This window comes from Burkholderia sp. BCC0405, from assembly GCF_902833075.1.
Classification (GTDB): Bacteria; Pseudomonadota; Gammaproteobacteria; order Burkholderiales; family Burkholderiaceae; genus Burkholderia.
In genome coordinates, this window is sequence record NZ_CADFEO010000003.1 from 388529 (window position 1) to 412531 (window position 24003).

Here is a 24003-nt window from a genome sequence, read left to right on the forward strand (position 1 = left end):
CATGTCTAGCATCGGGCACGACGTAGCCGCGGACCACGCGCACGACGACCACGCGCACGAAATGCCGCACGGCTGGCGGCGTTGGCTGTTCGCCACCAACCACAAGGACATCGGTACGCTGTACCTGTTGTTCTCGTTCATCATGTTCCTGTCGGGCGGCGTGATGGCGCTCGCCATCCGGGCCGAGCTGTTCGAGCCGGGCCTGCAGATCATGCGTCCGGAGTTCTTCAACGAACTCACGACGATGCACGGCCTGATCATGGTGTTCGGCGCGATCATGCCGGCGTTCGTCGGCTTCGCGAACTGGATGATTCCGCTGCAGATCGGCGCGTCCGACATGGCGTTCGCGCGGATGAACAACTTCAGCTTCTGGCTGCTGCCGGTTGCGGCCGTGCTGCTGGTCGGTTCGTTCTTCGCGCCGGGTGGCGCGACGGCCGCCGGCTGGACGCTCTACGCGCCGCTGTCGACGCAGATGGGCCCGGGCATGGACTTCGCGATCTTCGCGGTCCACATCATGGGCGCATCGTCGATCATGGGCGGGATCAACATCGTCGTGACGATCCTGAACATGCGCGCACCGGGCATGACGCTGATGAAGATGCCGATGTTCGCGTGGACGTGGCTGATCACGGCGTACCTGCTGATCGCGGTGATGCCGGTTCTGGCAGGCGCGATCACGATGGTGCTGTTCGACCGCCACTTCGGCACGTCGTTCTTCAACGCGGCAGGCGGCGGCGATCCGGTGATGTACCAGCACATCTTCTGGTTCTTCGGCCACCCCGAGGTGTACATCATGATTCTGCCGGCGTTCGGGATCGTGTCGCAGGTGATCCCGGCGTTCGCACGCAAGACGCTGTTCGGCTATAGCTCGATGGTGTACGCGACGGCTTCGATCGCGATCCTGTCGTTCATGGTCTGGGCGCACCACATGTTCGCCACGGGCATGCCGGTGACCGGCCAGCTGTTCTTCATGTACGCGACGATGCTGATCGCGGTGCCGACGGGCGTGAAGGTGTTCAACTGGCTCGCGACGATGTGGCGCGGCTCGATGACGTTCGAAACCCCGATGCTGTTCGCGATCGGCTTCCTGTTCGTGTTCACGTTCGGCGGCCTGACGGGCCTGATGCTCGCGATGGCGCCGCTCGACATCCAGTATCACGGCACCTACTTCGTGGTGGCGCACTTCCACTACGTGCTGGTGGCGGGCTCATTGTTCGCGCTGTTCTCGGGCTGGTACTACTGGGCGCCGAAGTGGACAGGCTGGATGTACAACGAGACGCGCGGCAAGATCCACTTCTGGGCGTCGATGATCTTCTTCAACCTGACGTTCTTCCCGATGCACTTCGTCGGTCTCGCAGGCATGCCGCGCCGCTATGCGGACTACCCGGCGCAGTTCACGGACTTCAACCAGGTTGCGACGATCGGCGCATTCGGCTTCGGCCTTGCGCAGGTGTACTTCCTGTTCGCAGTCGCGCTGCCGGCCTACCGTGGCGGCGGCGAGCTGGAAAAGGCGTCGGACAAGCCGTGGGATGGCGCGACGGGCCTCGAGTGGACGGTGCCGAGCCCGGCTCCCTTCCACACGTTCGAGCAACCGCCGCACGTCGAGTAAGTTTCACGGTGCGCTTAGCCGCCGCCTGCCGCACCGGCAGGCGCGGCGGGCGCCGAATCGAGGTTTCAGCGAAGTTTCAGATGACCCGGAATCCACAACAAAGACGAACGCCCGAGCAGATTCGTGCGGGCAACAAGCGGCTCGGCCTCATCCTGCTCGTCATCGCCGCCGTTTTTTTTGTGGGTGTCGTGATCAAGCAGTGGTGGCTGTCCACTCACTGATGCAGCAACAGACGCAGTAGCGAGGAAGTTGTCGTATGTCGAAGCCGGAAGAGGGCGCCGTCGATCGCGCGTTCAATCGTTCGATGCTGGTGAAGCTCTTCGTCGTGGCCGGGCTGATGTTCGGTTTCGGCTTCGCGCTGATCCCGATGTATCGGGCGATCTGCCAGATCACCGGCATCAACAACCTGGTGCAGCGCGATGTCAGCGAGCGCGAGGCGAAGAACTCGCAGGTCGACACCAGCCGCACGGTGTCGGTCGAGTTCGATGCGAACGCGCGCGGCCCGCTCGGTTTCAAGCCGGAGCACAACAGTCTCGACGTGCATCCGGGCGAGCTGACGACGATCGTGTACGACGTGACGAACGGGCAGGGCAGGCCGGTCGTTGCACAGGCGATTCCGAGCTACGCGCCGAAGCAGGCGACGGAGTTCTTCAAGAAGATCGAGTGCTTTTGCTTTACGCAGCAGACGCTGGCCGCGAACGAATCGCGCAAGATGCCGGTGGTGTTCGTGATCGATCCGAAACTGCCGAAGGACGTGAAGACGATCACGCTGTCGTACACGTTCTTCGAGCTGAATACGCCGGCCACGCCGGCGCCGGCGCCGGGCAAGACCGCGGCGCAGGGCGCGGCGAAGCCGGATGCATGACGACGGAGGCGGGGCGATGACGGGGGAGAAGCGGGGCGGGTCGTTCGGCCAGGCGCTGAAAGCCGTGCTGTGGTCGTTCTTCGGGGTGCGCAAGCGGCGCGACCTGGAGGCCGATGCGACGCAGTTGAATCCGCTGCACGTGCTGATTGTCGCGTTGCTGGCGGCCGGTGTGTTCATCGGCGTGCTGATCCTGATCGTGCGTGCCGTCGTGGGCTGAAGCCCGCGGCCACGAAAGAATGCAGCGCGCGGCGCCACGGCGGAGCGTGCAGGAAGGAGCGGTGGTGGTCACGCCGCGCAAGAAATAAAGCCGGAGCGGTTTCCGGTACACAAATTGGACTGAAGTGGAGAATCAAGCATGAGCGGTCAAAACCAGACCCCGTACTATTTCGTGCCGCATCCGTCGCAGCATCCGATCAGCGCGGCCATCGGCCTGCTGGTCATGCTCGGATCGACAGCGCTGTGGATCAACGGTCACGACTGGGCGCCGTTTACGGCGCTGCTCGGCCTGCTTTGGTTGCTCTTCACGCTGTATCACTGGTTCGGCGACGCGATCGCCGAATCGGAAGGCGGTCACTACGGCAAGAACGTCGACAAGTCGTACCGCTGGAGCATGAGCTGGTTCATCTTCTCGGAAGTCATGTTCTTCGGCGCGTTCTTCGGCGCGCTGTTCTATGCGCGTGAAATCGCGCTGCACCAGCTCGGCAGCCTCGACTACAAGCTGATCTGGCCGGATTTCTCCGCCGTGTGGCCGAACGAAGGCCCCGCCGCGCTCGCCGGTCACTTCAAGACGATGGGCCCGTGGCCGATCCCGACGCTGAACACCGCATTCCTGCTGTCGTCGGGCGTGACGCTGACGATCTCGCACCACGCGCTGCGTGACGATCATCGCAAGAAGGCGATCGCCTGGCTGGCCGCGACGCTCGCGTTCGGTATCTGCTTCCTGTTCCTGCAGGGCTTCGAGTATTACCACGCGTACAACGAACTGAACCTGACGCTGAACTCGGGCGTGTATGGTTCGACGTTCTTCCTGCTGACGGGCTTCCACGGCTTCCACGTGTTCCTCGGCGGCACGATGCTCGCGGTGGTGCTGGTGCGGATGATCCGCGGCCACTTCAAGCCCGATCACCACTTCGCATTCGAAGGCGCCGCGTGGTACTGGCACTTCGTCGACGTCGTCTGGCTCGGCCTGTACGTCGTCGTCTACTGGCTGTAAATGGAACAACGGCCCGCGCAGCAATGCGCGGGCCGTTTTCATTGGGTCGGCCGGGCAGCGTGACTGCCGGCCTTCACCACCCGGGCGCCGCCGCGACTCAGTCAGGCGGCGCTTTTGCTTGGCGCCGTGGCCGTGCGGCGAAATGTCACAGCGGCCGCGGCGGCAAACGGATCAACGCCCGATCGGCAGGCCGGTCGAATGGATCCAGCCCATCCGGTTCGCGATCAGGATGAGCAGGAACAGCGACACCGACAGCCCGACGCGGGTGGCGAGCGACCAGACCATGCGTTTCGTGTGGCCGCGGTCGTGCATCATGAAGTAGAGCGCCGAGCCCATGCTGGCAATGATGAGGACGAAGGCGATGGGAACGAGTATGTGCATGACACGAACCGGACGACGGCAATTCGAAAGGAAGAGGATAATTATCGCACTTCGCTTTCGGGCAGGTGCCGGGCGGGCCGCATGATGAAGATTCGCTGGCTGCCCGCGCTGCTGATCCTCGTCGTCGTCGCGGTCACGATCCGTCTCGGTTTCTGGCAGCGCGACCGCGCGCACCAGAAGGAAGCGCTGCAGGCGAGCATCGAGCGCTACGAGCAGGCGGCGCCCGTCGACGTCGGCGCGCAGCCGATGCCGCTCGCGTCCATCGAGTTCCATCGCGTGCGTGCGACGGGCCGTTTCCTGCCCGAGCAAGCCGTGTTCCTCGACAATCGGCCGTATAACGACCAGCCGGGTTTTTACGTCGTGATGCCGTTTAAACTCACGGGCGGCGGCGTCGTGCTCGTGAACCGCGGCTGGCTGCCGCGCAATATCTCCGATCGCACGGCGATCGAGCCGTTCGCGACGCCCGCGGGCGACGTCGAGATCGTGGGCATTGCGCGCGCCGACGCATCGCGGGCGTTCGAGCTCGGCGAAGGCGGATCGGCCGCGCACCAGAAGATCCGGCAGAACCTGGACGTCGCCGCGTATGCGAAGGAAACGGGGCTGCCGCTGCAGCCGTTCGTGATCCAGCAGACGAGCGATGACGGCGACAAGCTCGTGCGCGACTGGCCGGCGGCGACGACCGGCGTCGAGCGCAATTACGGTTACATGTTTCAGTGGTGGGCGATGGCGGCGGCCGCGCTCGGCTTCGGGCTGTACGCCGCGCGGCGTGCGGCGAAGAAGTCGGCCGGCGCGTGAGCGCCATGCCAGGACGCGGCGCCGGCGCCGCGGGTTCGTTTCGAGAGGTCTGATTTGTCCATGCAATCTTCCCGTCAGGGTCCGGCCGCTGCGCCGTCGCCTGCGGCCCGCAAGCGCGGCCGCTGGATGCTCGTGCTGCTGGGTCTCGTGTGCGCCGCGCCGATGATCGCGTCGTACTTCACCTATTACGTGATCAAGCCGAAGGGCGGCTCGACCAACTACGGCACGCTGATCGAGCCGCAGCGCCCGATCCCCGCGGATCTGCAGGTGACCGACGAAACCGGCAAGACCGTGCCGCTGTCGTCGCTGCGCGGCGTGTGGCTGTTCGTGATGACCGACAGCAGCGCGTGCGACGAAGCCTGCGCGAAGAAGCTCTATTTCATGCGCCAGATCCGCGTCACGCAGGCGGGCGAGCGGCACCGGCTCACGATGGTGTGGCTGCGCAGCGATGCGGGTGCGACGCCGCAGAAGGTGCTGGACGCGTACCCGGACACGCGCCGTCTCGTCGCCGACCCGGCCGCGGTGGCCGCGTGGCTGCCGGCCGACGCGGGCACGAAGGACAGCGACCACATCTACCTGGTCGACCCGAACGGCAACCTGATGATGCGCTTCCCGAAGGATCCGAACCCCAGCAAGATCAAGTCGGACGTGACGAAGCTGCTGAAGTGGTCGAGCATCGGCTAAGGCAATACGAGAGGCAATAAACCGATGGCGTATCTACTGCAACTCGGCCTGATCGGCTTCTGCATCGCGCTGCTGCCGCTGTCGTACGTGTGGGTGAAGGCCGACGACAACAAGTTTCGCAAGCTGGTGTGGATCACCACCTTCCTGACGCTCGACCTCGTGATGTTCGGCGGCTTCACGCGGCTGACCGATTCGGGGCTCGGCTGCCCGGACTGGCCCGGCTGCTACGGCACGTCGTCGCCGTTCATTGCGCACGCCGCGATCACGGCCGCGCACCAGGCGATGCCGACCGGCCCGGTCAGCATGTCGAAGGCGTGGATCGAGATGATCCACCGCTATTTCGCGATGGCGATCGGCGTGCTGATCATCGCGCAGGTCGTGATCGCGTGGGCCGCGCGGCTGCGCCGCCGCCCGCTGCACGTGTCGCCGTGGTGGCCGACGAGCCTGCTGCTGCTGATCCTCGTGCAGGGCGCGTTCGGCGCGTGGACGGTCACGATGAAGCTGCAGCCGGTGATCGTCACGATCCACCTGCTGCTCGGCCTCACGCTGCTCGGCACGCTCGGCTGGCTCGCGGCGCGGCAGACGCCGCTGCCGTCGTACGACCCCGAAGCCGGCCGCTATCGCGCGGCCGCGCTCGCGGCGCTGGTGCTGCTGGTCGTGCAGATCGCGCTCGGCGGCTGGGTGAGCACCAACTACGCGGTGCTCGCGTGCACCGACTTCCCGACCTGCAACGGCCAGTGGATCCCGCCGATGGACTTCGAGCACGGCTTCCACCTGTGGCGCGCGCTCGGGATGACGAAGGACGGCGAGGCGATCACGCAGGACGCGCTGGTCGCGATCCACTGGACGCATCGCACGTTCGCGTTCGTGGTGGTCGCGTACCTGGTCGCGTTCGCGCTGAGGATGCGCCGCTTCGAATCGCTGCGGCGGCCCGCGAACGGCGTGCTGCTGGTCGTGCTGCTGCAGTTCGTGACGGGCCTGACCAACATCGTGCTGCAGTGGCCGCTGCCGGTCGCCGTCGCGCATAACGGCGGGGCCGCGATCCTGCTGCTGCTCGTCGTCATGTTAAACTTTCGCATCCTTTCAAGCCGCCCCGGCCGTGTCGCGCAGCCTGCGCGCGACGCCGCCCCGGCGTGACCGCCCCCATGCAAAGCACCCTCTCCCAATCGCCCGGTAGCCGGTTTTCGCAATACATGGCGCTGACGAAGCCGCGTGTCACGCAGCTCGCGGTGTTCTGCGCGGTGATCGGCATGTTCCTCGCGACGCCGGGCATGGTGCCGTGGCACGTGCTGATCGGCGGTACGGTCGGCATCTGGCTGCTGGCCGGCGCCGCGTTCGCGATCAACTGCCTCGTCGAACAGAAGATCGACGCGATGATGCGCCGCACCGCGTGGCGCCCGTCCGCGCGCGGCGAGATCACGACCCCGCAGATCCTGCTGTTCTCGGCCGTGCTCGGCAGCGTCGGCGCATGGACGCTCTATACGTTCACGAACCCGCTGACGATGTGGCTGACGATCGCCACCTTCGTCGGCTACGCGGTGATCTACACGCTGCTGCTCAAGCCGATGACGCCGCAGAACATCGTGATCGGCGGTGCATCGGGGGCGATGCCGCCGGCGCTCGGCTGGGCCGCGGTCACCGGCGCGGTGCCGGGCGACGCGTGGATCCTCGTGCTGATCATCTTCGTATGGACGCCGCCGCATTTCTGGGTGCTCGCGCTCTATCGCCGCAAGGATTACGAGAACGCGGGGCTGCCGATGCTGCCCGTCACGCACGGCGAGAAGTTCACGCGGCTGCACATCCTGCTGTACACGGTGATCCTGTTCGCGGTCACAATGATGCCGTTCATCTCCGGGATGAGCGGAGCCGTCTACCTGACGAGCGCGGTGCTGCTCGGCGCGGTGTTCCTCGCGTATGCGTGGAAGATCCATCGCGACTATTCGGACGAACTCGCCCGCAAGGCCTTCCGCTACTCGATCGTCTACCTGTCGCTGCTGTTTGCCGCGCTGCTCGTCGATCACTATGCACGCCCGCTGCTCGGCGTGTAACCGCACGGTTTGAACGCAATGCTCCAATCACGGTTCGGGCGCCACGCGCGCCAAGGCTGGATGCTCGCATGCGCATTCACGGCAGCGCTGCTGCTCGCCGGATGCGACAACGCGCCGAAATTCCAGAATCTCGACATCACCGGCAATACGCAATTCGGCAGCGACTTTTCGCTGCCCGATACGACCGGCAAGGTGCGCACGCTCGCCGACTTCAAGGGCCGGGCGGTCGTGATGTTCTTCGGCTATACGCACTGCCCGGACGTGTGCCCGACGACCATGGCCGAGCTGTCCGAAGCGTTGAAGCAGCTCGGGCCGGATGCCGCGAAGCGCGTGCAGGTGCTGTTCGTGACCGTCGACCCGGAGCGTGACACGCCGGCGCTGCTCGGCCAGTACGTGCCCGCGTTCGATCCGTCGTTCATCGGCCTGCGGCCGGCCGACGAAGCGGCACTGAAGAAGGTCACGAAGGATTTCCGCGTGTACTACGCGAAGGTGCCGGGCAAGACGCCCGGCAGCTACACGATGGATCACACCGCAGCGAGCTACGTGTTCGACCGCAACGGCAAGCTGCGCCTGTTCGTGCGCGATGGCCAGGGCCCCGGCCCGTGGGTCCACGACCTGAAGCTGCTGGTCGACTGACCGGCCGCCGCCGGGCGCCCGGCCCGGCGATCACGTGACGGCCGCCACGCGCCGTCACGCTTTCCCGCTCTCCTCGTTGATTGCATGCGCCGCGCGTCGGGCGGCGTGCCGGCCTGCGCGCGCATCGCGCAGGCGTCGCGTTAAGGCAGCGCCGGTACGTTGAAGCCGGATGCGGCACGCGTGATCCGGAATTCCGTCACGCGATACGTGGCGAGCCCTTCGGTGACGAACGGATCGGTCTTCAGGATCGCGTCCAGTTCGTCGCGATCGATGCGGGCCGCGAGGATCACGCCGCCTTCGCGCGGCACCTTCGGCCCGGCCGCGATGAAGATGCCCTTGTCGAACTGCGGCTGCAGGAATGCGCGATGGCGCTCGAGCGCGTCGTCGATGCGCTCGAGCGATGCGGTGTAGTGAATGTCGATGACGTACATGGATGGCCCCGGAATGGTGCCGGCTCCTCGTGTGCCGGCTGGCCGGCCTTTTTAGCACAGTGGATGCGGGCTGTCGCGCCGGTGGTCGCGGTGCGGGGCGCGGGCGGCGTGTCGATCGCCGGTGCGTGGCGCCCGTTCGTATTCAAGTTGTAAGCCTCGGTGCCGTAAATGAATGGGCAAGCGTTTGCGCGCGGCAGGCCGTTCGCGCGCAGCGTGCGCATCGACATCGACAAAGGCACGCAGATGAGCAGAATGAGTTTGAACCGCAAGCTGTGGCTCGCGCTTGCGCTGGTATGGATCGGTCTCCTGGGCGTTGGCGCATGGAGCGCGTACGAGACGCGCACGACGATGCTCGCCGAGCGCAAGGCCGGCATCGCGAATCTCGTCGACTCGGCGGCCGGCATCGTGAGGGCGTATCACGCACTCGCACAAAGCGGCACGCTGCCCGAGGCCGACGCGAAGCGCGACGCGCTCGCGAGCCTGGCCGCGATGCGCTACGGCGATTCGGGCTACGTGTTCGTGATGGACTCGAAGCCGGTCGTGCTGATGCATCCGACGCTGCCGAAGCTGGTCGGCACGCAGGTCGGCGACTATCTCGACCCGGACGGCAAGCCGCTGTTCGTCACGATCCTGAACGCCGCGAAGGAAACCGGCAGCGGCTTCGCCGAGTATCGCGGGCGCCTGCCGCACAGCGAGACCGCCGTGCCGAAGATCAGCTACGTCACGCGCTTCACGCCGTGGGACTGGAACATCTCGAGCGGCGTCTTCCTGAAGGACATCGACACCATTTACTACCGGACACTGCTCGGCCACCTCGCGGTCGTGTTCGTGATCGGCTTCGTGATCAGCGCGGCGATGCTGGTGATCATCCGCAACGTGCGCGGCAGCCTCGGCGGCGAGCCCGACGAAGCGGCCGCGCTCGCGGCGCGCATCGCGCAGGGCGATCTGACGCAGCCGGTGCCCGTGCGGGCGGGCGACCGCACGAGCATGATGGCCGCGATGCACGACATGCAGGCACGGCTGCAGGCGACGATCGGCGGGATTCGCCAGTCGGCCGGAGCGATCGCGTCGGCGAGCCGCCAGATCTCGGCCGGCAACGACGACCTGTCGCAGCGCACCGAGGAGCAGGCCGCGTCGCTGGAAGAAACCGCCGCGAGCATGGAGCAGCTGACCGCGACGGTGAAGCAGAACGCCGACAATGCGCGGCAGGCGAGTGGGCTGGCGAACAACGCATCGGAGATCGCCCGTACCGGGAGCGACGTCGTGAATCGCGTGATCGGCACGATGGGCGAGATCGACGACAGCTCGCGCAAGATCGCCGACATCATCGGCGTGATCGAGGGCATCGCATTCCAGACCAACATCCTCGCGCTGAACGCGGCGGTCGAAGCCGCGCGCGCCGGCGAGCAGGGGCGCGGCTTCGCGGTGGTCGCGGGCGAAGTGCGTTCGCTCGCGCAGCGCAGCGCGACGGCGTCGAAGGAGATCCGCGAGCTGATCGTCGACTCGGTCGAGCGCGTGCGCAACGGGTCGGCGCTGGTCGGCCAGGCCGGCACGACGATGGGCGAGATCCTGCAGGCCGTCGCACGCGTGACCGACATCATGGGCGAGATCGCGGCGGCGTCCGAGGAGCAGGCGAGCGGCATCACGCAGGTCGGGCGCGCGGTCACGCAGATGGATCAGGTGACGCAACAAAACGCGGCGCTCGTCGAGGAGGCCGCCGCGGCCGCCGCGTCGCTGCAGGAACAGGCCGCACGGTTGCGCGACACGGTCGGCGCGTTCCGGGTCGGCGGGCAGGTGGGTGGGCCTGCACTCGGCGCCGCGAACGCAGATCAGGCGGCGGTGGCGTAACACACGGGCGCGATGCGCGACTCGCATGAACGCAACTAACGGCCGAGTCGCGCAGGCGCTGCCGGCACCGCTGCGGAGCATACCCATATGAGCGGGATGTATTTCACTTCCCGCCGATCCTGTGACACCATTTGCCCCTTCCTGCGAGTCGGGGCATACCCGTATCGCGCCCCATTTCCAGCAATCCAGTAAGCAAGAAAGCGAGAAACAGATGAAGCGTCGCAGTCTCCTGAAGGTATTTTCCGTGCTGGCCGCCGGTGCCGCACTGACGCTGTCGGCAGGCGCGCATGCCGAGGACAAGGTGATCAAGGTCGGCACGGTCGCCGGCCCGGATTCGGAAGTGTGGCAGCTCGTGCAGAAGGTCGCGAAGGAGAAGGAAGGCCTGAACGTGAAGGTCATCGAGTTCAACGACTACGTGCAGCCGAACGCGGCGCTCGACTCGGGCGACCTCGACGCGAACAGCTTCCAGCACCAGCCCTACCTCGACAGCCAGGTGAAGCAGCGCGGCTACAAGATCGTCAGCGCGGGCCTGACCTACATCTCGCCGATGGGCGTGTACTCGAAGAAGTTCAAGGCGCTGAAGGATCTGCCGCAGGGCGCGAAGGTCGCGGTGCCGAACGATCCGTCGAACGAGAACCGCGCGCTGCTGCTGCTGCAGACGCAAGGCCTGATCAAGCTGAAGGCGGGCGCCGGCACGGGCGGCAACAACGCAACGGTGCTCGACATCGCCGACAACCCGAAGAAACTGAAGATCTCCGAACTCGACGCCGCGCAACTGCCGCGCGTGCTGTCGGACGTCGACGCGGCCGTGATCAACACCAACTACGCGCTCGCCGCGAACCTGCAGCCGACCAAGGACGCGATCGCGCTCGAAGCGCTGACGAGCCCGTACGCGAACCTGATCGCCGTGCGCGCGAAGGACAAGGATCAGCCGTGGGTGAAGAAGCTGGTCAAGGCATACCAGTCGCCGGAAGTGCGGGAATTCATCAAGAAGCAGTTCAAGGGCTCGATGGTCGCGTCGTTCTGAACGCCGCATACCGGTCGAACCGCTGAATGAAAAGGGCCTGCATCGCGTGCAGGCCCTTTTTTCATTGGCGCGGCCGATCGGCGGCCGCAGGGTGTGCCGCGTTCCGCGGCCGGCTCACATCTCGCCGCGCCGCGAGCAGATCGACATGATCTGCTGGATCGCGTAATTGTCGCGCACGCCCGGCAGCGACTGCACGACACACTCATGAAAGCGCCGTTCACGCGGCAGCAGCATCGCGTTGTTGCGATACAGCGCGTCGCACGAGCGCTGGATCAGTTGCGCCGCCGCGCCGTTGCGGCTGTCGCGCAGCGCGCCGAGCATGCAGTCGTCGTATTGCGCATAGCCGTCGGTCAGCGCGAACGCCGCGCTCGGCAGCGCCAGCGCGAGCGCCGCGAATGCGATGGCTCGGATCCCCCGTTTCATGTGCCCTCCGAAGGCGTGGATTGGGTCGGCCGACAGCATAACGTAAAGCCGCGAGCGCGGCTGACCCGTTGCGTTGGAGCCGGCGGAAACCGCCGCCGGCCGGGCTTCGCGCGCGTTCGCGGGCGTCGGCGGGCGCTGCGATTCGGGGCGTGATGCGAAAGCGCGGAGTCAGGCGGTGGTCTGCGGAAATGGTATTCTCGTGCGTTCGCCGCCGCACGCTTTCCCGGAGCGTGCGCGGGCCGCTCGCCGACGCGTCGCACGCATGGCGGCGCCCGCCTGACGGCGGCGGGAATCCATCATCCAGAACCGACACAATACGGGGGAGACACATCCATGAAGCGTTTCAAGACTTTCGCGATCCGTTCGATCACGGCCGGCGTGGCCGCACTCGCGCTGGCAGGCGCCGCGCACGCACAGACCGTCAAGGTGCTGTCGATCGTCGATCACCCGGCGCTCGACGCGATCCGCGACGGCGTGCGCGCCGAACTGAAGGCGCAAGGGTACGGCGACGACAAGCTCAAGTGGGAATACCAGAGCGCGCAGGGCAACACGGGCACGGCCGCGCAGATCGCGCGCAAGTTCGTCGGTGACCAGCCCGACGTGATCGTCGCGATCGCGACGCCGGCCGCGCAGGCGGTGGTTGCATCGACGAAGAGCGTGCCGGTCGTCTATTCGGGCGTGACCGATCCGGTCGCCGCGCAGCTCGTGAAGGGCTGGGGCCCGTCGGGTACCAACGTGACGGGCGTGTCCGACAAGCTGCCGCTCGATCGCCAGGTCGCGCTGATCAAGCGCGTCGTGCCGAATGCGAAGACGGTCGGCATGGTCTACAACCCGGGCGAGGCAAACTCGGTCGTCGTCGTGAAGGCGCTCAAGGAGATCCTCGCGAAGCAGGGGATGACGCTCAGGGAAGCGGCCGCACCGCGTACCGTCGACATCGGCCCGGCCGCGAAGAGCCTGATCGGCAAGGTCGACGTGATCTACACGAACACCGACAACAACGTCGTGTCCGCGTACGAAGCGCTCGTGAAGGTCGCGAACGAAGCGAAGATCCCGCTCATCGCCGGCGACACCGACAGCGTGAAGCGCGGCGGCATCGCGGCGCTCGGCATCAACTACGGCGACCTCGGCCGCCAGACGGGCAAGGTCGTCGCGCGCATCCTGAAGGGCGAGAAGCCGGGCGCGATCGCGTCGGAAACGAGCAGCAACCTCGAGCTGTTCGCGAACACGGGCGCGGCCGCGAAGCAGGGCGTGACGCTGTCGCCGGATCTGCTCAAGGACGCGAAGACGGTCATCAAGTAAGCCGCGGCCCGAGCGCCGCGCTTGCAGGCCCGATCCGGGCCTGAACGACACCGCCGGACGGGCGGCTCCCACCCGGGGCCGCCCGTTCGCTTCGCCCGGCCGTACACGTCCGGCCGGGAAGCAACAGGATTTCCCCATCATGTCTCTGTTCTCGTTTCTGGGCGCGCTGGAGATCGGCCTGATCTTCAGTCTCGTCGCCCTCGGGGTGCTGATCTCGTTTCGCATCCTCAACTTCCCCGACCTCACTGTCGACGGCAGCTTTCCACTCGGCGGCGCCGTCGCCGCGACGCTGATCTCGGCCGGCTACGACCCGTTCAGCTCGACCTGCATCGCGATCGTCGCGGGCGCGGCGGCCGGCTTCGTCACCGGGTGGCTCAACGTGCGCCTGAAGATCATGGACCTGCTCGCCAGTATCCTGATGATGATCGCGCTGTATTCGGTGAACCTGCGGATCATGGGTCGGCCGAACGTGCCGCTCATCACCGAGCCGACCCTCTTCACCGTGCTGCAGCCCGACTGGATGCCCGACTACGTGCTGCGCCCGGCGCTGCTCGCGATCGTCGTCGTGGTCGCGAAGCTCGGCCTCGACTGGTTCTTCTCGTCGCAGCTCGGCCTCGCGATGCGCGCGACCGGCGCGAACCCGCGGATGGCGCGTGCGCAAGGTATCGCGACCGGCCGCGCGACGCTCGCCGGGATGGCGCTGTCGAACGCGCTCGTCGCGCTCGCAGGCGCGTTGTTCGCGCAGACGCAGGGCGGCGCGGATATCTCGATGGGGATCGGCACGATTGTGATCGGGCTGGCCGCGGTGATCATCGGCGAAACGCTGCTGCCGGCGCGCCGGCTCGTGCTGACGACGCTTGCCGTCGTGCTCGGCGCGATCGTCTACCGCTTCTTCATCGCGCTTGCGCTCAACAGCGAATTCATCGGGCTGAAGGCGCAGGATCTGAACCTCGTGACGGCCGCGCTCGTCACGATCGCGCTGGTGCTGCCGGCGACGCGCAAGAAGCTGTTCGCGCGCAAGAACGGAGGGGCCTGACATGCTGTCCGCACGAGACCTGACACTCACGTTCAATCCCGGCACGCCGATCGAGACGCGTGCGCTGCGCGGGCTGTCTCTCGAGATTCCCGACGGCCAGTTCGTCGCGGTGATCGGCTCGAATGGCGCCGGCAAGTCGACCTTCCTCAATGCGGTCAGCGGCGACCAGGCCGTCGATGCGGGGCGCATCTCGATCGACGGCGCGGACGTCACACGCAAGGCCGCGTGGGATCGCGCGCACCTCGTCGCGCGCGTGTTCCAGGATCCGATGGCCGGCACCTGCGAGGCGCTGACGATCGAGGAGAACATGGCGCTCGCGATGGCGCGTGGTGCGCGGCGCGGCTTCCGGGCCGCGCTCGACCGGCCGTCTCGCGCGCTGTTCCGCGACAAGCTGCGGCTCCTGAACCTCGGCCTCGAGAACCGGCTGACCGACCGGATCGGGCTGCTGTCGGGCGGCCAGCGGCAGGCGGTGAGCCTGTTGATGGCGTCGCTGCGGCCGTCGCGGATCCTGCTGCTCGACGAGCACACCGCCGCGCTCGATCCGAAGACGGCCGCATTCGTGCTGGAACTGACCGCGCGCATCGTCGCCGAGAGCAAGCTGACGACGATGATGGTCACGCACAGCATGCGGCAGGCGCTCGACTACGGCGACCGCACGGTGATGCTGCACCAGGGGCAGGTCGTGCTCGACGTGTCGGGCGACGCGCGCAAGGGGCTCGACGTGCCGGACCTGCTGCAGATGTTCGAGAAGGTGCGTCACGAGCAGCTCGACGACGACGCGTTGCTGCTCGGCTGACGGGCGGCAGGCGGGCCGGCGCGGTGCGGTGCGGGGTGCCGCACCGTGCCGGTTCGCGCGAGGGTGGGCATGCCGATCCGGCCGGGCGATTCGGCGCGCGTGCGCCGCATCGGGCCGGATGGTTGTAGCGTGCGTTCGGGCGGCACGATCCGGCCACGCCCGATCCGGCGCGCCGCAACATGACGGGTGCGCCGGCTTTCTCCCCGTTTTTCCTCTGACAAAAAACCGGTTTCGCACCGGCGCTGTGCGATGCGGGCGCATTGCCATATACTGTATATCCATACAGTTGTGGGTGGCGTCATGCTCGCATCCTCCATTTCTCCCGAATCCCTTCATCCATCGCTCTGGCGTGGCTCGCAGCTCGCGCGCGGTGGTCCGCGCACGATCGACACGGGCTTTGCGCCGCTGTCCGCCGAGCTGCCGGGCGGCGGCTGGCCGGTCGGCGGGCTCGTCGAACTGCTGGCCGCGCAGCCGGGGTGCGGCGAGATGCGGCTGCTCGCGCCCGCGCTCGCACGCACCGTCAGCGCCCGGCGTCCGCTCGCGCTCGTCGCGCCGCCGCAATCGCCGCATGCGACCGCGCTCGCCAGTCTCGGCGTGCCGGCCGACGCGTTGCTGTGGCTGCGCGCCGACAGCCGCACGGATGCGTTGTGGGCCGCCGAACAGGCGCTCAAGACCGGCTGTTGCGGCGCGCTGCTGCTCTGGCAGGACCCGCGGCCCGATGCGCTGCGGCGCCTGCATCTCGCGGCCGCGCGCACGGGCGACACGCTATTCGTGATGTTGCGCCCGCTGTCGGCCGTGCGGCAGCCGTCGCCGGCCGTGCTGCGCGTCGCGCTGTACCCCGTGCCGGGCGGCGTGTCGCTCGATATCGTCAAGCGTCGCGGGCCGGCGCGCGGCGAGCCGCTCGTGCTCGACCTGCCGTCGCCCATCGTGGAGAGCCGCTATGCGCGTCTTGCTCGGCATCCATCTGCCGCGCCTGCCGCTCGACGTGTGCGCCCCGCCGCCGTCTGACGCAGCGGCCGGCGGCGCCGGCTGCGCGGTGCTCGAGCAAGGCGTCGTGCTGATCGCCGATGCAGCCGCGCGCCGGCAAGGCGTGCGCGCGGGCATGAAGCGCGGCGGCGTGCTGACGCTCACGCCCGACACGCAACTCGTCGAACGCGATCCCGCGCGCGAGGCCGATGCGCTGCGCGCGGTCGCGCTCGCGTTGCTGCGCTTCTCGCCGTGCGTCGCGCTCGACGACGAAGCCACGCTGATCGTCGACGTCGGCCCGAGCCTGCGCCTGTTCGGCGGCTTGCCGTCGCTGTGCCGCCAGGTGCGTGCGACGCTCGCGGCGCTCGGTTATGCGGCGCGCCTGTCCGCCGCGCCGACCGGGCGCGGTGCGTGGCTGCTCGCGCGTGTCTCGGCCCGCGCGCGGATCCGGCGCCGGGTGGCCGCCCCTGCGTCGCTGGTTCGCGCGCTCGACGGGCTGCCGTGCGTGCTGTTGCCCGATGCGCGTCCGTATGCGGGCTGGTTCGACGGTCTCGGTTGCCGCAGGCTCGCCGATCTGCGCCGCCTGCCGCGCGCGGGGCTGCAGCGCCGCTGCGGTCCCGCGCTGCTGGCCGCGCTCGATCGTGCGTACGGCGATGCGGTCGAGCCGCTTGCGTGGATGGCGGTGCCGCCCGTGTTCGACGTGCGGCTCGAATTGCCGGAGCGCGTCGAATACGCGGAAGCCGTGCTGTTCGCCGCGCGGCGGCTCGTCGTGCAGCTCTGCGGCTGGCTGGCCGCGCGGCAACTGTCGCTGGCCGCGATGACGTTCGATCTCGAGCACGAGCGCGGCCGCCAGGCCGTGCCGCCGACGCCGCTCGAACTCGCATTCGCCGCACCCGTGCGCGACGAGGCGCATTTCATGCGGCTGCTCGGCGAGCGGCTCGCACGCGTCGAGCTGCCGGCCGCGGTGATCGCGGTGCGCCTGAAGGCCACGCGCGTCGAATCGGTCGCGCCGCCCGCCGACGATCTTTTCCCCGAGCCGGGCGGCACGCGCGAGACGCGCGCGCGGCTGTTCGAGCTGCTGGTCGCGCGGCTCGGCGCGGAGAACGTGCTGCGCGCGGCGCCGGTTGCCGATTACCGGCCCGAGGCCGCGAACCGCTGGTTGCCGCTCGATGCGCAGGCCGGCAAGCCGGCCGCTGGCCCGCCGGCCGTGCCGCCGCGTCCCGCGTGGCTGCTGGCCGAGCCGCTGCCGTTGCTGATGCGCGGGGAGCGGCCGGTATTTCATACGCCGCTCAGGATGATGTCGTCGGTGGAGCGGATCGAGGCAGGGTGGTTCGATGGTCAGCTTGCTGCACGCGATTACTGCGTCGCGCAGGACGAGGCCGGTGCGTGCTACTGGGTATTCAAGGAACGGGCGAGGAGCGAGTCCGAGCCGCGCTGGTTCCTGCACGGCCTGTTCGGGTGAGCGGCGATGGTTGCGGAATTCAGCTGGCTGCCCGATTACGCGGAGTTGTTTTGCCGCTCGAACTTCTCGTTCCTGCATGGCGCGTCGCATGCGGAGGAACTGGTCGAACGTGCGTGCGAACTCGGCTATCGCGGGATCGCGATCACCGACGAATGTTCGCTCGCAGGTGCGCCGCGCATGCATGTCGCCGCGAAGGCGAAAGGGCTGCCGCTCGTCATCGGTTCGTATTTCGACGTCACGCCGGATGAAGTCGCGCCCGGCCACGATCCGGGCCCCGGCGCGTTCGGGCTCGTGTTGCTGGCGCAGAACCGCGAGGGCTACGGCAACCTGTCCGAGCTGATTTCGTGGCGGCGAATGGCATCGCCGAAGGGCACTTACACGCTGACGTCGCGGATGCTGTCGGCGCCGCCTGCCGAGTTTGCGCACTTGCGCGGCATGCCCGACTGCTTCGCGATTCTCGTGCCCACGTATCCGGTGCGTGCCGATGTACTCGATGCGCAGGTCGCGTGGTTTCGCGCGACGTTCGGCGAACGTGCGCGGCTCGGGCTCGTGCAGTTGCAGCGCGCGCTGGATGGGGTACAGCGCGAGGAGATTCGTGCGGCCGGCGAACGACGTGGCGTGCGCATCGTCGCGCTGGGTGACGTGACGATGCACCGGCGCTCGTGCAAGGAACTGCAGGACGTGATGACGGCAATCCGCGTCGGCATGCCGGTTTCCGAGTGCGGGTATGCGCTCGCGCCGAATGCGGAACAGCATCTGCGCTCGCGACAGCGAATCGGGCAACTGTACTCGCCGGAGGAGATCGCGCAGACGTGCGCGATTCTCGATGCTTGTCATTTCGAACTCGATTCGCTGCGCTACGAGTATCCCGACGAGATCGTGCCGAAGGGGCTCACGCCGACGAGCTATCTGGAACAGGAAACCCGGGCAGGCGCGGCCGAGCGTTATCCGAACGGCATTCCGGAGAAAGTGGCGAAGCAGATCCGGTATGAACTCGACCTGATCGCGAAGCTGAGCTACGAACCGTTCTTCCTGACCGTCTACGACATCGTCAAATACGCGCGCAGCCAGAACATTCTGTGCCAGGGCAGAGGCTCGGCAGCGAACTCGGTAGTCTGTTACTGCCTGGGCATCACCGAGGTCGACCCCGATCAGAGCACGATGCTGTTCGAGCGTTTCATCAGCGAGGAGCGTGGCGAGCCGCCCGACATCGACGTCGACTTCGAGCATCAGCGTCGGGAGGAAGTGATTCAGCATATCTACAAGAAATACGGCAAGGATCGCGCGGCGCTCGCGGCGGCCGTTTCGACCTATCGTCCGCGCGGCGTGCTGCGCGAAACCGGCAAGGCGCTCGGTGTCGATCCGATGCTGATCGATCGCGTCGCGAAGGGGCATCGCTGGTTCGACGGCAGCCGTGACCTGTTGCAGCAATTCGCGACGACCGGGCTCGACCCGGCGACGCCGATGATTCGCGCATGGGCCGAACTGTCGGGGCGACTGCTCAACTTTCCGCGCCACTTGTCGCAGCACTCGGGCGGTTTCGTGATCAGCCGCGGCAAGCTCACGCGGCTCGTGCCCGTCGAGAACGCGGCGATGGACGGGCGGCGCGTGATCCAGTGGGATAAAGACGATCTCGAATCGCTCAAGCTGATGAAGGTCGACGTGCTCGCGCTCGGCATGCTGTCGGCGCTGCATCGCGCGTTCGACATGCGCACCGCATGGCGCGGGCCGCCGAAACCGGGCGGCGAGCCGTTCACGCTGAAGCATATTCCGCAGGATGACAAGGCGACCTACGACATGATCTGTCGCGCCGACACAGTCGGCGTGTTCCAGATCGAATCGCGCGCGCAGATGTCGATGCTGCCGCGCCTGCGCCCGAAGACTTACTACGATCTGGTGATCGAGGTGGCGATCGTGCGGCCGGGGCCGATCCAGGGCGGGGCAGTGCACCCCTATCTGAAACGGCGCCGGGGAATCGAAAAGGTCAGTTATCCGAAGGAGGAGTTGAAGCCCGCGCTCGAACGTACGTACGGCGTGCCGATCTTCCAGGAGCAGGTGATGCAGATCGCGATGATCGCGGCAGGCTTCACGCCCGGCGAGGCCGATGAGCTGCGCCGCGCGATGGCCGCGTGGAAGCGCAAGGGCAATCTCGAGAAATATCACCGCAAGATCGTCGACGGGATGCGCGAGCGCGACTATCCACCCGACTTCGCCGAACAGATCTTCGAACAGATCAAGGGCTTCGGCGATTACGGATTCCCCGAAAGCCATGCGGCAAGCTTCGCGAAACTCGCGTACGCCAGCAGCTGGCTCAAATGCCACGAACCGGCGATCTTCCTCGCCGCATTGCTGAACAGCCAGCCGATGGGTTTCTACCCGCCGTCGCAACTCGTGCAGGACGCGAAGCGGCACGGCGTGCAGGTGCTGCCGATCGACGTGACGCAAAGCAACTGGGAAGCGTCGCTGGAAGCGCTGCCCGACCAGCCGCCTCCGCGCGGCCAGCCCGCTGTGCGGCTCGGCCTGTCGCTCGTGCGCGGTCTCGGCGAAGCCGCCGCGCGCCGCATCGAAGCGGCACGCGCAGCCGGCCCGTTCGACAGTGTCGACACCCTCGCGCGCCGCGCGCAGCTCGAATGCCGCGACCTCGAAGCGCTCGCCGCCGCGAACGCGCTCGCGACGCTCGCCGGCCATCGCCGCGACGCATTGTGGCAAGCGGTCGCAGCAGCCCCCGAGCGCGACCTGCTCGCTGCCGCGCCGATCGACGAAGTGGAGAAGCCCGCATTCGGCGCGCCGTCGGAAGCCGACGAGATCCTCGCCGACTATCACACCACCGGCCTCACGCTGAACCGCCATCCCGTCGCGCTGCTGCGGCCCGAGCTGCGCGCGCGGCGCCTGTCGTCCGCGGCCGAATTGCATGACCGCCCCGATGGCCGGCTCGCGCGCGCGTGCGGGCTCGTGACCGCACGGCAGATGCCGGGCACCGCGAAAGGCGTGATGTTCATGACGCTCGAGGACGAAACCGGCTGCGTGAACCTGATCGTCCGGCCCGAACTGCTCGCGCGGCAGCGCCGCGAAACCCTCGATTCGCGGCTGCTCGCGGCGTCCGGCGTGTGGCAGGTCGTGAGCGACGTGAGGCACCTCGTCGCACAACACTTCGAGGATCTGACGCCGCTGCTCGGCGGCCTGCGCACAGCGAGCCGCGAATTCCACTGACGCACCGTGGCGGTCGCGGCGCGCCTGCCGTCACCCGTGCATACCAGTCGGCTCAACTGGTTCTATTCAGGTCTCATATTCGCGCCCAAAAGCCGGCCGAGACGCGTACTTGAACTGTCCCCTTGCATACCAATCCGGGTAAATCCCTATCCGGTACTTTGTTTTAAACAAAAGGTTTGTTGGAACTAAACCGCTTGCCTGGCAAGGCTTTCGGCGATTCCTGTACCACTAATACCAGTTCGTTGACTGGTATTATGGTGGTTATATAATGCCCTCACTTTCGACGGCCCGAGGCCGTCGTCCGACACCCGGAGGCACATGGAAACCGGCTGGTCCGAACTGGCGCCCGATCCCCTCAGCGACACGCCGCTTTATCTGCAGCTCGCCCGCAACCTGGCGAGTGCGATCCACGCCGGCGCATGGCGGGCCGGTGAGGCGCTGCCGTCGGAGCGGCTGCTGTCGGTGTCGGTCGGTGTGTCGAGGATCACGGCCCGTCGCGCACTCGCGCTGCTGGTCGAGCAGGGGCTGATCAAGCGGGCGCGCGGGGCGGGCAGCTTCATCACGCCGCGCGTTGCCGATCCGCTGTCGCGTCTCGTCGGCTTCACCGCGAAGATGCGGCAGCGCGGCTTCGTGCCCGATTCGGTATGGCTGTCGCGCACGCTGCGCGCCGCAAACCGCGACGAGATCACGCGTCTCGGCCTCGCGCCCGGCGCGACGGTGGCGCGACTCGAACGGCTGCGCCGCGCGGACGGCATCGTGATGGCCGTCGAGCACTCGACGCTGCCGGCCGCGGTGGTGCCCGATCCGCAGGTGCTCGGCGCGTCGCTGTACGAATACCTCGAAGCGCGCGGGATGACCGTCGTGCGCGCGCTGCAGCACTTTCGCGCGGCGAACGCGACCCACGCGATCGCGAAATGGATGGCGGTGAAGCCGGGTTCGGCGCTGCTGGTGATCACGCGGATCGGCTACGGCGCCGACCAGCGCGCGATCGAAGTGAGTGAAACGTATTGCCGCGACGATTACTACGACTTCGTCGCCGAACTGAAACGCTGACGCGCGAGACTGCACGCGCGCGACCCGCGTGAAGCAACGACACGGATTTGCAAATCACGACGCGGATGCCCGCGTCACCAGATCATCAAGAGAACGTCATGCTGACTGGAAACATCCTTACCCCCGACGGCTGGATTCACGGTTCGCTCGATAGCGAGAACGGCCGCATCACCACGCTTGACGGCAAGCCCGTCGATCCCGCGAAGAACGACGCGCCTTACATCCTGCCCGGCTTCATCGACCTGCACGTGCACGGCGGCGGCGGCGCCGACGTGATGGAAGGCGGCGACGCGATCGAGACGATCGCCCGCACGCACGCGCAATTCGGCACGACGAGCCTGCTCGCGACGACGATGACCGCGCCGCGCGACGAACTGATGAAAGTCGTCGGCAACCTCGGCAGCGTTGCACGCACCCGCACGCCGGGCGGCGCGCGCGTGCTCGGCGTGCACCTCGAAGGGCCGTACATCAACCCCGGCAAGCTCGGCGCGCAACCCGACGCGGCCGTGTCGGCCGTGCTCGACGAAGTGCTGAAGTACCTGTCGATCGCACCGATCCGCGTTGTCACGCTCGCGCCGGAAATCGCCGGCCACATCGAGATCATCGGCGAGATGGCCGCGCGCGGCGTGCGCGTGCAGCTCGGCCATTCGCTCGCGACCTACGACGACGCGGTGGCCGCGCTCAAGCACGGCGCGTGCGGCTTCACGCATCTGTTCAACGCGATGTCGCCGCTGCATCACCGCAACCCGGGCCTGGTAGGCGCGGCGCTTGCGCATGCCGAATACGCGGAAATCATCCCAGACCTGCTGCACGTCCACCCGGGCGCGATTCGTGCTGCGCTGCGCGCGATCCCGCGCCTGTACGTCGTGACCGACAGCACGTCCGCCACCGGGATGCCCGACGGCGAATACCGGCTCGGCAGCCAGCACGTGACGAAGTGCCTCGGCGGCGTGCGGCTCGCCGACGGCACGCTCGCCGGCAGCACGCTGACGATGGACCAGGCGCTGCGCAACCTCGTGTCGCTCGGCCTGCCGATCGCCGACGTGTCGAACCGGATGTCGCGCTATGCGGCCGACTATCTCGGCATCGCCGATCGCGGCCGCCTCGAGCGCGGCGCATGGGCCGACCTCGCGGTGTTCGATCGCGACCTGAACCTCACCGCGACTTACGTCGAAGGAGAATCGATTGTCGAATATGCTTAAGGAAGCGCGCGAGTCCGCCCAGGTCGTCGCCGCGCAGATCGCCGACACCACGCGCGTCGAAGCGCTCGCCGGCCAATTGCTCGATCACCCGCCGGCCGTCGCGCTGACGGTCGCGCGCGGCAGCTCGGATCACGCCGCGAGCTATTTCGCGAGCCTGACGATGAGCCGCCTCGGCGTGCCGGTCGCGTCGCTGCCGATGTCGGTCGCGACGCTGCAGCAGGCGCCGCTGAAGGTGCAGGACCAGCTCGCGATCGCGTTCTCCCAGTCGGGCAAGAGCCCCGATCTCGTCAACACGATGGCCGCGCTGCGCGAAGCCGGCGCGCGCACCGTCGCCGCCGTGAACGTGCTGCCCTCGCCGCTCGCCGATGCGTGCGAGCACCAGTTGCCGCTGCTCGCCGGCCCCGAACTGTCGGTGGCCGCGACCAAGAGCTATATCGCGATGCTGTCGCTGTCCGCGCAGATCGTGGCCTACTGGCAGCGCGACGCCGCGCTGATGACCGCGCTGCGCGGCCTGCCCGACGTGCTCGCGCAGGCTGGCCAGCTCGACTGGTCGCAGGCCGTTGCCGCGCTGGCGGGTGTCGAACGGATGATCGTGATCGGCCGCGGCCTGGGCCTCGCGATCGCGCAGGAAGCCGCGCTGAAGCTGAAGGAAACGTCCGGCATCCAGGCCGAGGCGTTCTCGAGCGCCGAAGTCCGTCACGGCCCGATGGAGCTGATCGACCGCGACTATCCGCTGCTCGTGTTCGCGCCGCCGGGGCCCGAGCAGGCCGGCCTGCTGCAGCTCGCCGAAGACATGCGCGCCCGCGGCGCCGCCGTGCTGCTCGCGGCGCCCGCCGGCACGCCCGGCACATCGGGCACGGTGCTGCCGCTCGCGCAGTCCGCCCATCCGGCGCTCGATCCGATCGCCGCCATTCTTTCGTTCTACGTGATGGCAGCGGATCTTGCCGTCGCGCGCGGCCGCAATCCCGACACGCCGCGCCACCTGAACAAAGTCACCGAAACGCACTGATAGCCGAGAC

General features: G+C 67.4%; 24 protein-coding genes. 21 read left to right on the forward strand and 3 right to left on the reverse strand.

Annotated features, from left to right (window positions below):
* The first annotated feature begins 1 nt into the window (after nucleotide 1).
* From ctaD to HWX36_RS07040, 5 genes are all read left to right on the forward strand, one after another.
* Nucleotides 2–1609, forward strand: coding sequence for a cytochrome c oxidase subunit I (gene ctaD / locus HWX36_RS07020; RefSeq protein WP_031401318.1), 1608 nt, complete (start codon nucleotides 2–4; stop codon nucleotides 1607–1609).
* Between the two features lie 80 nt (nucleotides 1610–1689).
* Entirely contained in the window at nucleotides 1690–1830 is a 141-nt protein-coding gene (locus HWX36_RS07025; protein WP_174921494.1) for a cytochrome oxidase small assembly protein, read from the forward strand.
* Between the two features lie 35 nt (nucleotides 1831–1865).
* On the forward strand, nucleotides 1866–2474 hold the full coding sequence (locus HWX36_RS07030) for a cytochrome c oxidase assembly protein (protein ID WP_175951460.1): 609 nt from the start codon (nucleotides 1866–1868) through the stop codon (nucleotides 2472–2474).
* Between the two features lie 16 nt (nucleotides 2475–2490).
* Complete coding sequence (locus HWX36_RS07035) at nucleotides 2491–2691, forward strand: DUF2970 domain-containing protein (RefSeq protein WP_175951461.1); 201 nt, start codon at nucleotides 2491–2493, stop codon at nucleotides 2689–2691.
* A gap of 138 nt (nucleotides 2692–2829) precedes the next feature.
* Nucleotides 2830–3687 (forward strand): cytochrome c oxidase subunit 3, encoded by an 858-nt coding sequence (locus HWX36_RS07040; RefSeq protein ID WP_011353274.1) that lies wholly within the window; start codon nucleotides 2830–2832, stop codon nucleotides 3685–3687.
* Between the two features lie 171 nt (nucleotides 3688–3858).
* Here HWX36_RS07040 and HWX36_RS07045 read toward each other — a convergent pair whose 3' ends face one another.
* A complete protein-coding gene (locus HWX36_RS07045; RefSeq protein WP_174952993.1) occupies nucleotides 3859–4068 on the reverse strand; it encodes a twin transmembrane helix small protein in 210 nt (69 codons plus the stop codon).
* An 84-nt stretch (nucleotides 4069–4152) separates the two neighbouring features.
* On the opposite strand from HWX36_RS07045, the gene HWX36_RS07050 reads away from it, so the two are divergent.
* The 5 genes from HWX36_RS07050 to HWX36_RS07070 are packed head-to-tail and all read left to right on the forward strand — an operon-like array spanning nucleotide 4153 to nucleotide 8231.
* Nucleotides 4153–4863 carry an SURF1 family protein gene (locus HWX36_RS07050; RefSeq protein ID WP_244136335.1) on the forward strand — a complete coding sequence of 237 codons (711 nt, stop codon included), beginning with the start codon at nucleotides 4153–4155 and terminating at the stop codon, nucleotides 4861–4863.
* Nucleotides 4864–4923: 60 nt separating this feature from the next.
* Nucleotides 4924–5547 carry a cytochrome C oxidase subunit I gene (locus HWX36_RS07055; RefSeq protein ID WP_175951463.1) on the forward strand — a complete coding sequence of 208 codons (624 nt, stop codon included), beginning with the start codon at nucleotides 4924–4926 and terminating at the stop codon, nucleotides 5545–5547.
* A gap of 24 nt (nucleotides 5548–5571) precedes the next feature.
* Complete coding sequence (locus tag HWX36_RS07060) at nucleotides 5572–6684, forward strand: COX15/CtaA family protein (protein ID WP_175951464.1); 1113 nt, start codon at nucleotides 5572–5574, stop codon at nucleotides 6682–6684.
* 8 nt (nucleotides 6685–6692) lie between these two features.
* Nucleotides 6693–7595, forward strand: a complete 903-nt coding sequence (gene cyoE, locus HWX36_RS07065; RefSeq protein WP_175951465.1) for a heme o synthase — start codon at nucleotides 6693–6695, stop codon at nucleotides 7593–7595.
* A gap of 18 nt (nucleotides 7596–7613) precedes the next feature.
* Complete coding sequence (locus HWX36_RS07070; protein ID WP_175951466.1) at nucleotides 7614–8231, forward strand: SCO family protein; 618 nt, start codon at nucleotides 7614–7616, stop codon at nucleotides 8229–8231.
* Between the two features lie 140 nt (nucleotides 8232–8371).
* On the opposite strand, the gene HWX36_RS07075 is transcribed toward HWX36_RS07070, so the two are convergent.
* The gene (locus HWX36_RS07075; RefSeq protein WP_039346187.1) at nucleotides 8372–8662 is read right to left on the reverse strand and encodes a YciI family protein; all 291 of its coding nucleotides are present in this window, start codon (nucleotides 8660–8662) and stop codon (nucleotides 8372–8374) included.
* 243 nt (nucleotides 8663–8905) lie between these two features.
* Here HWX36_RS07075 and HWX36_RS07080 point away from each other — a divergent pair, with 243 nt between their 5' ends.
* Nucleotides 8906–10510, forward strand: a complete 1605-nt coding sequence (locus HWX36_RS07080; protein ID WP_175951502.1) for a methyl-accepting chemotaxis protein — start codon at nucleotides 8906–8908, stop codon at nucleotides 10508–10510.
* A 211-nt stretch (nucleotides 10511–10721) separates the two neighbouring features.
* On the forward strand, nucleotides 10722–11537 hold the full coding sequence (locus tag HWX36_RS07085) for a MetQ/NlpA family ABC transporter substrate-binding protein (protein ID WP_175951467.1): 816 nt from the start codon (nucleotides 10722–10724) through the stop codon (nucleotides 11535–11537).
* A 114-nt stretch (nucleotides 11538–11651) separates the two neighbouring features.
* Here HWX36_RS07085 and HWX36_RS07090 read toward each other — a convergent pair whose 3' ends face one another.
* Nucleotides 11652–11960, reverse strand: coding sequence for a VF_A0006 family four-cysteine protein (locus HWX36_RS07090; protein ID WP_175951468.1), 309 nt, complete (start codon nucleotides 11958–11960; stop codon nucleotides 11652–11654).
* A 333-nt stretch (nucleotides 11961–12293) separates the two neighbouring features.
* On the opposite strand from HWX36_RS07090, the gene HWX36_RS07095 reads away from it, so the two are divergent.
* From HWX36_RS07095 to HWX36_RS07135, 9 genes are all read left to right on the forward strand, one after another.
* The gene (locus HWX36_RS07095; RefSeq protein WP_175951469.1) at nucleotides 12294–13259 is read left to right on the forward strand and encodes an ABC transporter substrate-binding protein; all 966 of its coding nucleotides are present in this window, start codon (nucleotides 12294–12296) and stop codon (nucleotides 13257–13259) included.
* 139 nt (nucleotides 13260–13398) lie between these two features.
* Nucleotides 13399–14295 (forward strand): ABC transporter permease, encoded by an 897-nt coding sequence (locus HWX36_RS07100; protein ID WP_175951470.1) that lies wholly within the window; start codon nucleotides 13399–13401, stop codon nucleotides 14293–14295.
* 1 nt (nucleotide 14296) lies between these two features.
* The gene (locus HWX36_RS07105) at nucleotides 14297–15091 is read left to right on the forward strand and encodes an ABC transporter ATP-binding protein (protein WP_175951471.1); all 795 of its coding nucleotides are present in this window, start codon (nucleotides 14297–14299) and stop codon (nucleotides 15089–15091) included.
* Nucleotides 15092–15391: 300 nt separating this feature from the next.
* Nucleotides 15392–16099 (forward strand): translesion DNA synthesis-associated protein ImuA, encoded by a 708-nt coding sequence (gene imuA / locus HWX36_RS07110; protein WP_175951472.1) that lies wholly within the window; start codon nucleotides 15392–15394, stop codon nucleotides 16097–16099.
* Nucleotides 16032–17519 (forward strand): DNA polymerase Y family protein, encoded by a 1488-nt coding sequence (locus tag HWX36_RS07115; RefSeq protein WP_175951473.1) that lies wholly within the window; start codon nucleotides 16032–16034, stop codon nucleotides 17517–17519. The genes imuA and HWX36_RS07115 overlap by 68 nt, the downstream gene beginning before the upstream one ends.
* 6 nt (nucleotides 17520–17525) lie before the next feature.
* Nucleotides 17526–20729, forward strand: a complete 3204-nt coding sequence (locus HWX36_RS07120) for an error-prone DNA polymerase (RefSeq protein ID WP_175951474.1) — start codon at nucleotides 17526–17528, stop codon at nucleotides 20727–20729.
* 318 nt (nucleotides 20730–21047) lie between these two features.
* Entirely contained in the window at nucleotides 21048–21782 is a 735-nt protein-coding gene (locus tag HWX36_RS07125) for a GntR family transcriptional regulator (protein WP_175951475.1), read from the forward strand.
* Nucleotides 21783–21880: 98 nt separating this feature from the next.
* Entirely contained in the window at nucleotides 21881–22984 is a 1104-nt protein-coding gene (gene nagA, locus HWX36_RS07130; RefSeq protein ID WP_175951476.1) for an N-acetylglucosamine-6-phosphate deacetylase, read from the forward strand.
* Nucleotides 22977–23993 carry an SIS domain-containing protein gene (locus tag HWX36_RS07135; RefSeq protein ID WP_175951503.1) on the forward strand — a complete coding sequence of 339 codons (1017 nt, stop codon included), beginning with the start codon at nucleotides 22977–22979 and terminating at the stop codon, nucleotides 23991–23993. Before nagA ends, HWX36_RS07135 begins: the two co-directional genes overlap by 8 nt.
* The last annotated feature ends 10 nt before the right edge of the window (nucleotides 23994–24003 follow it).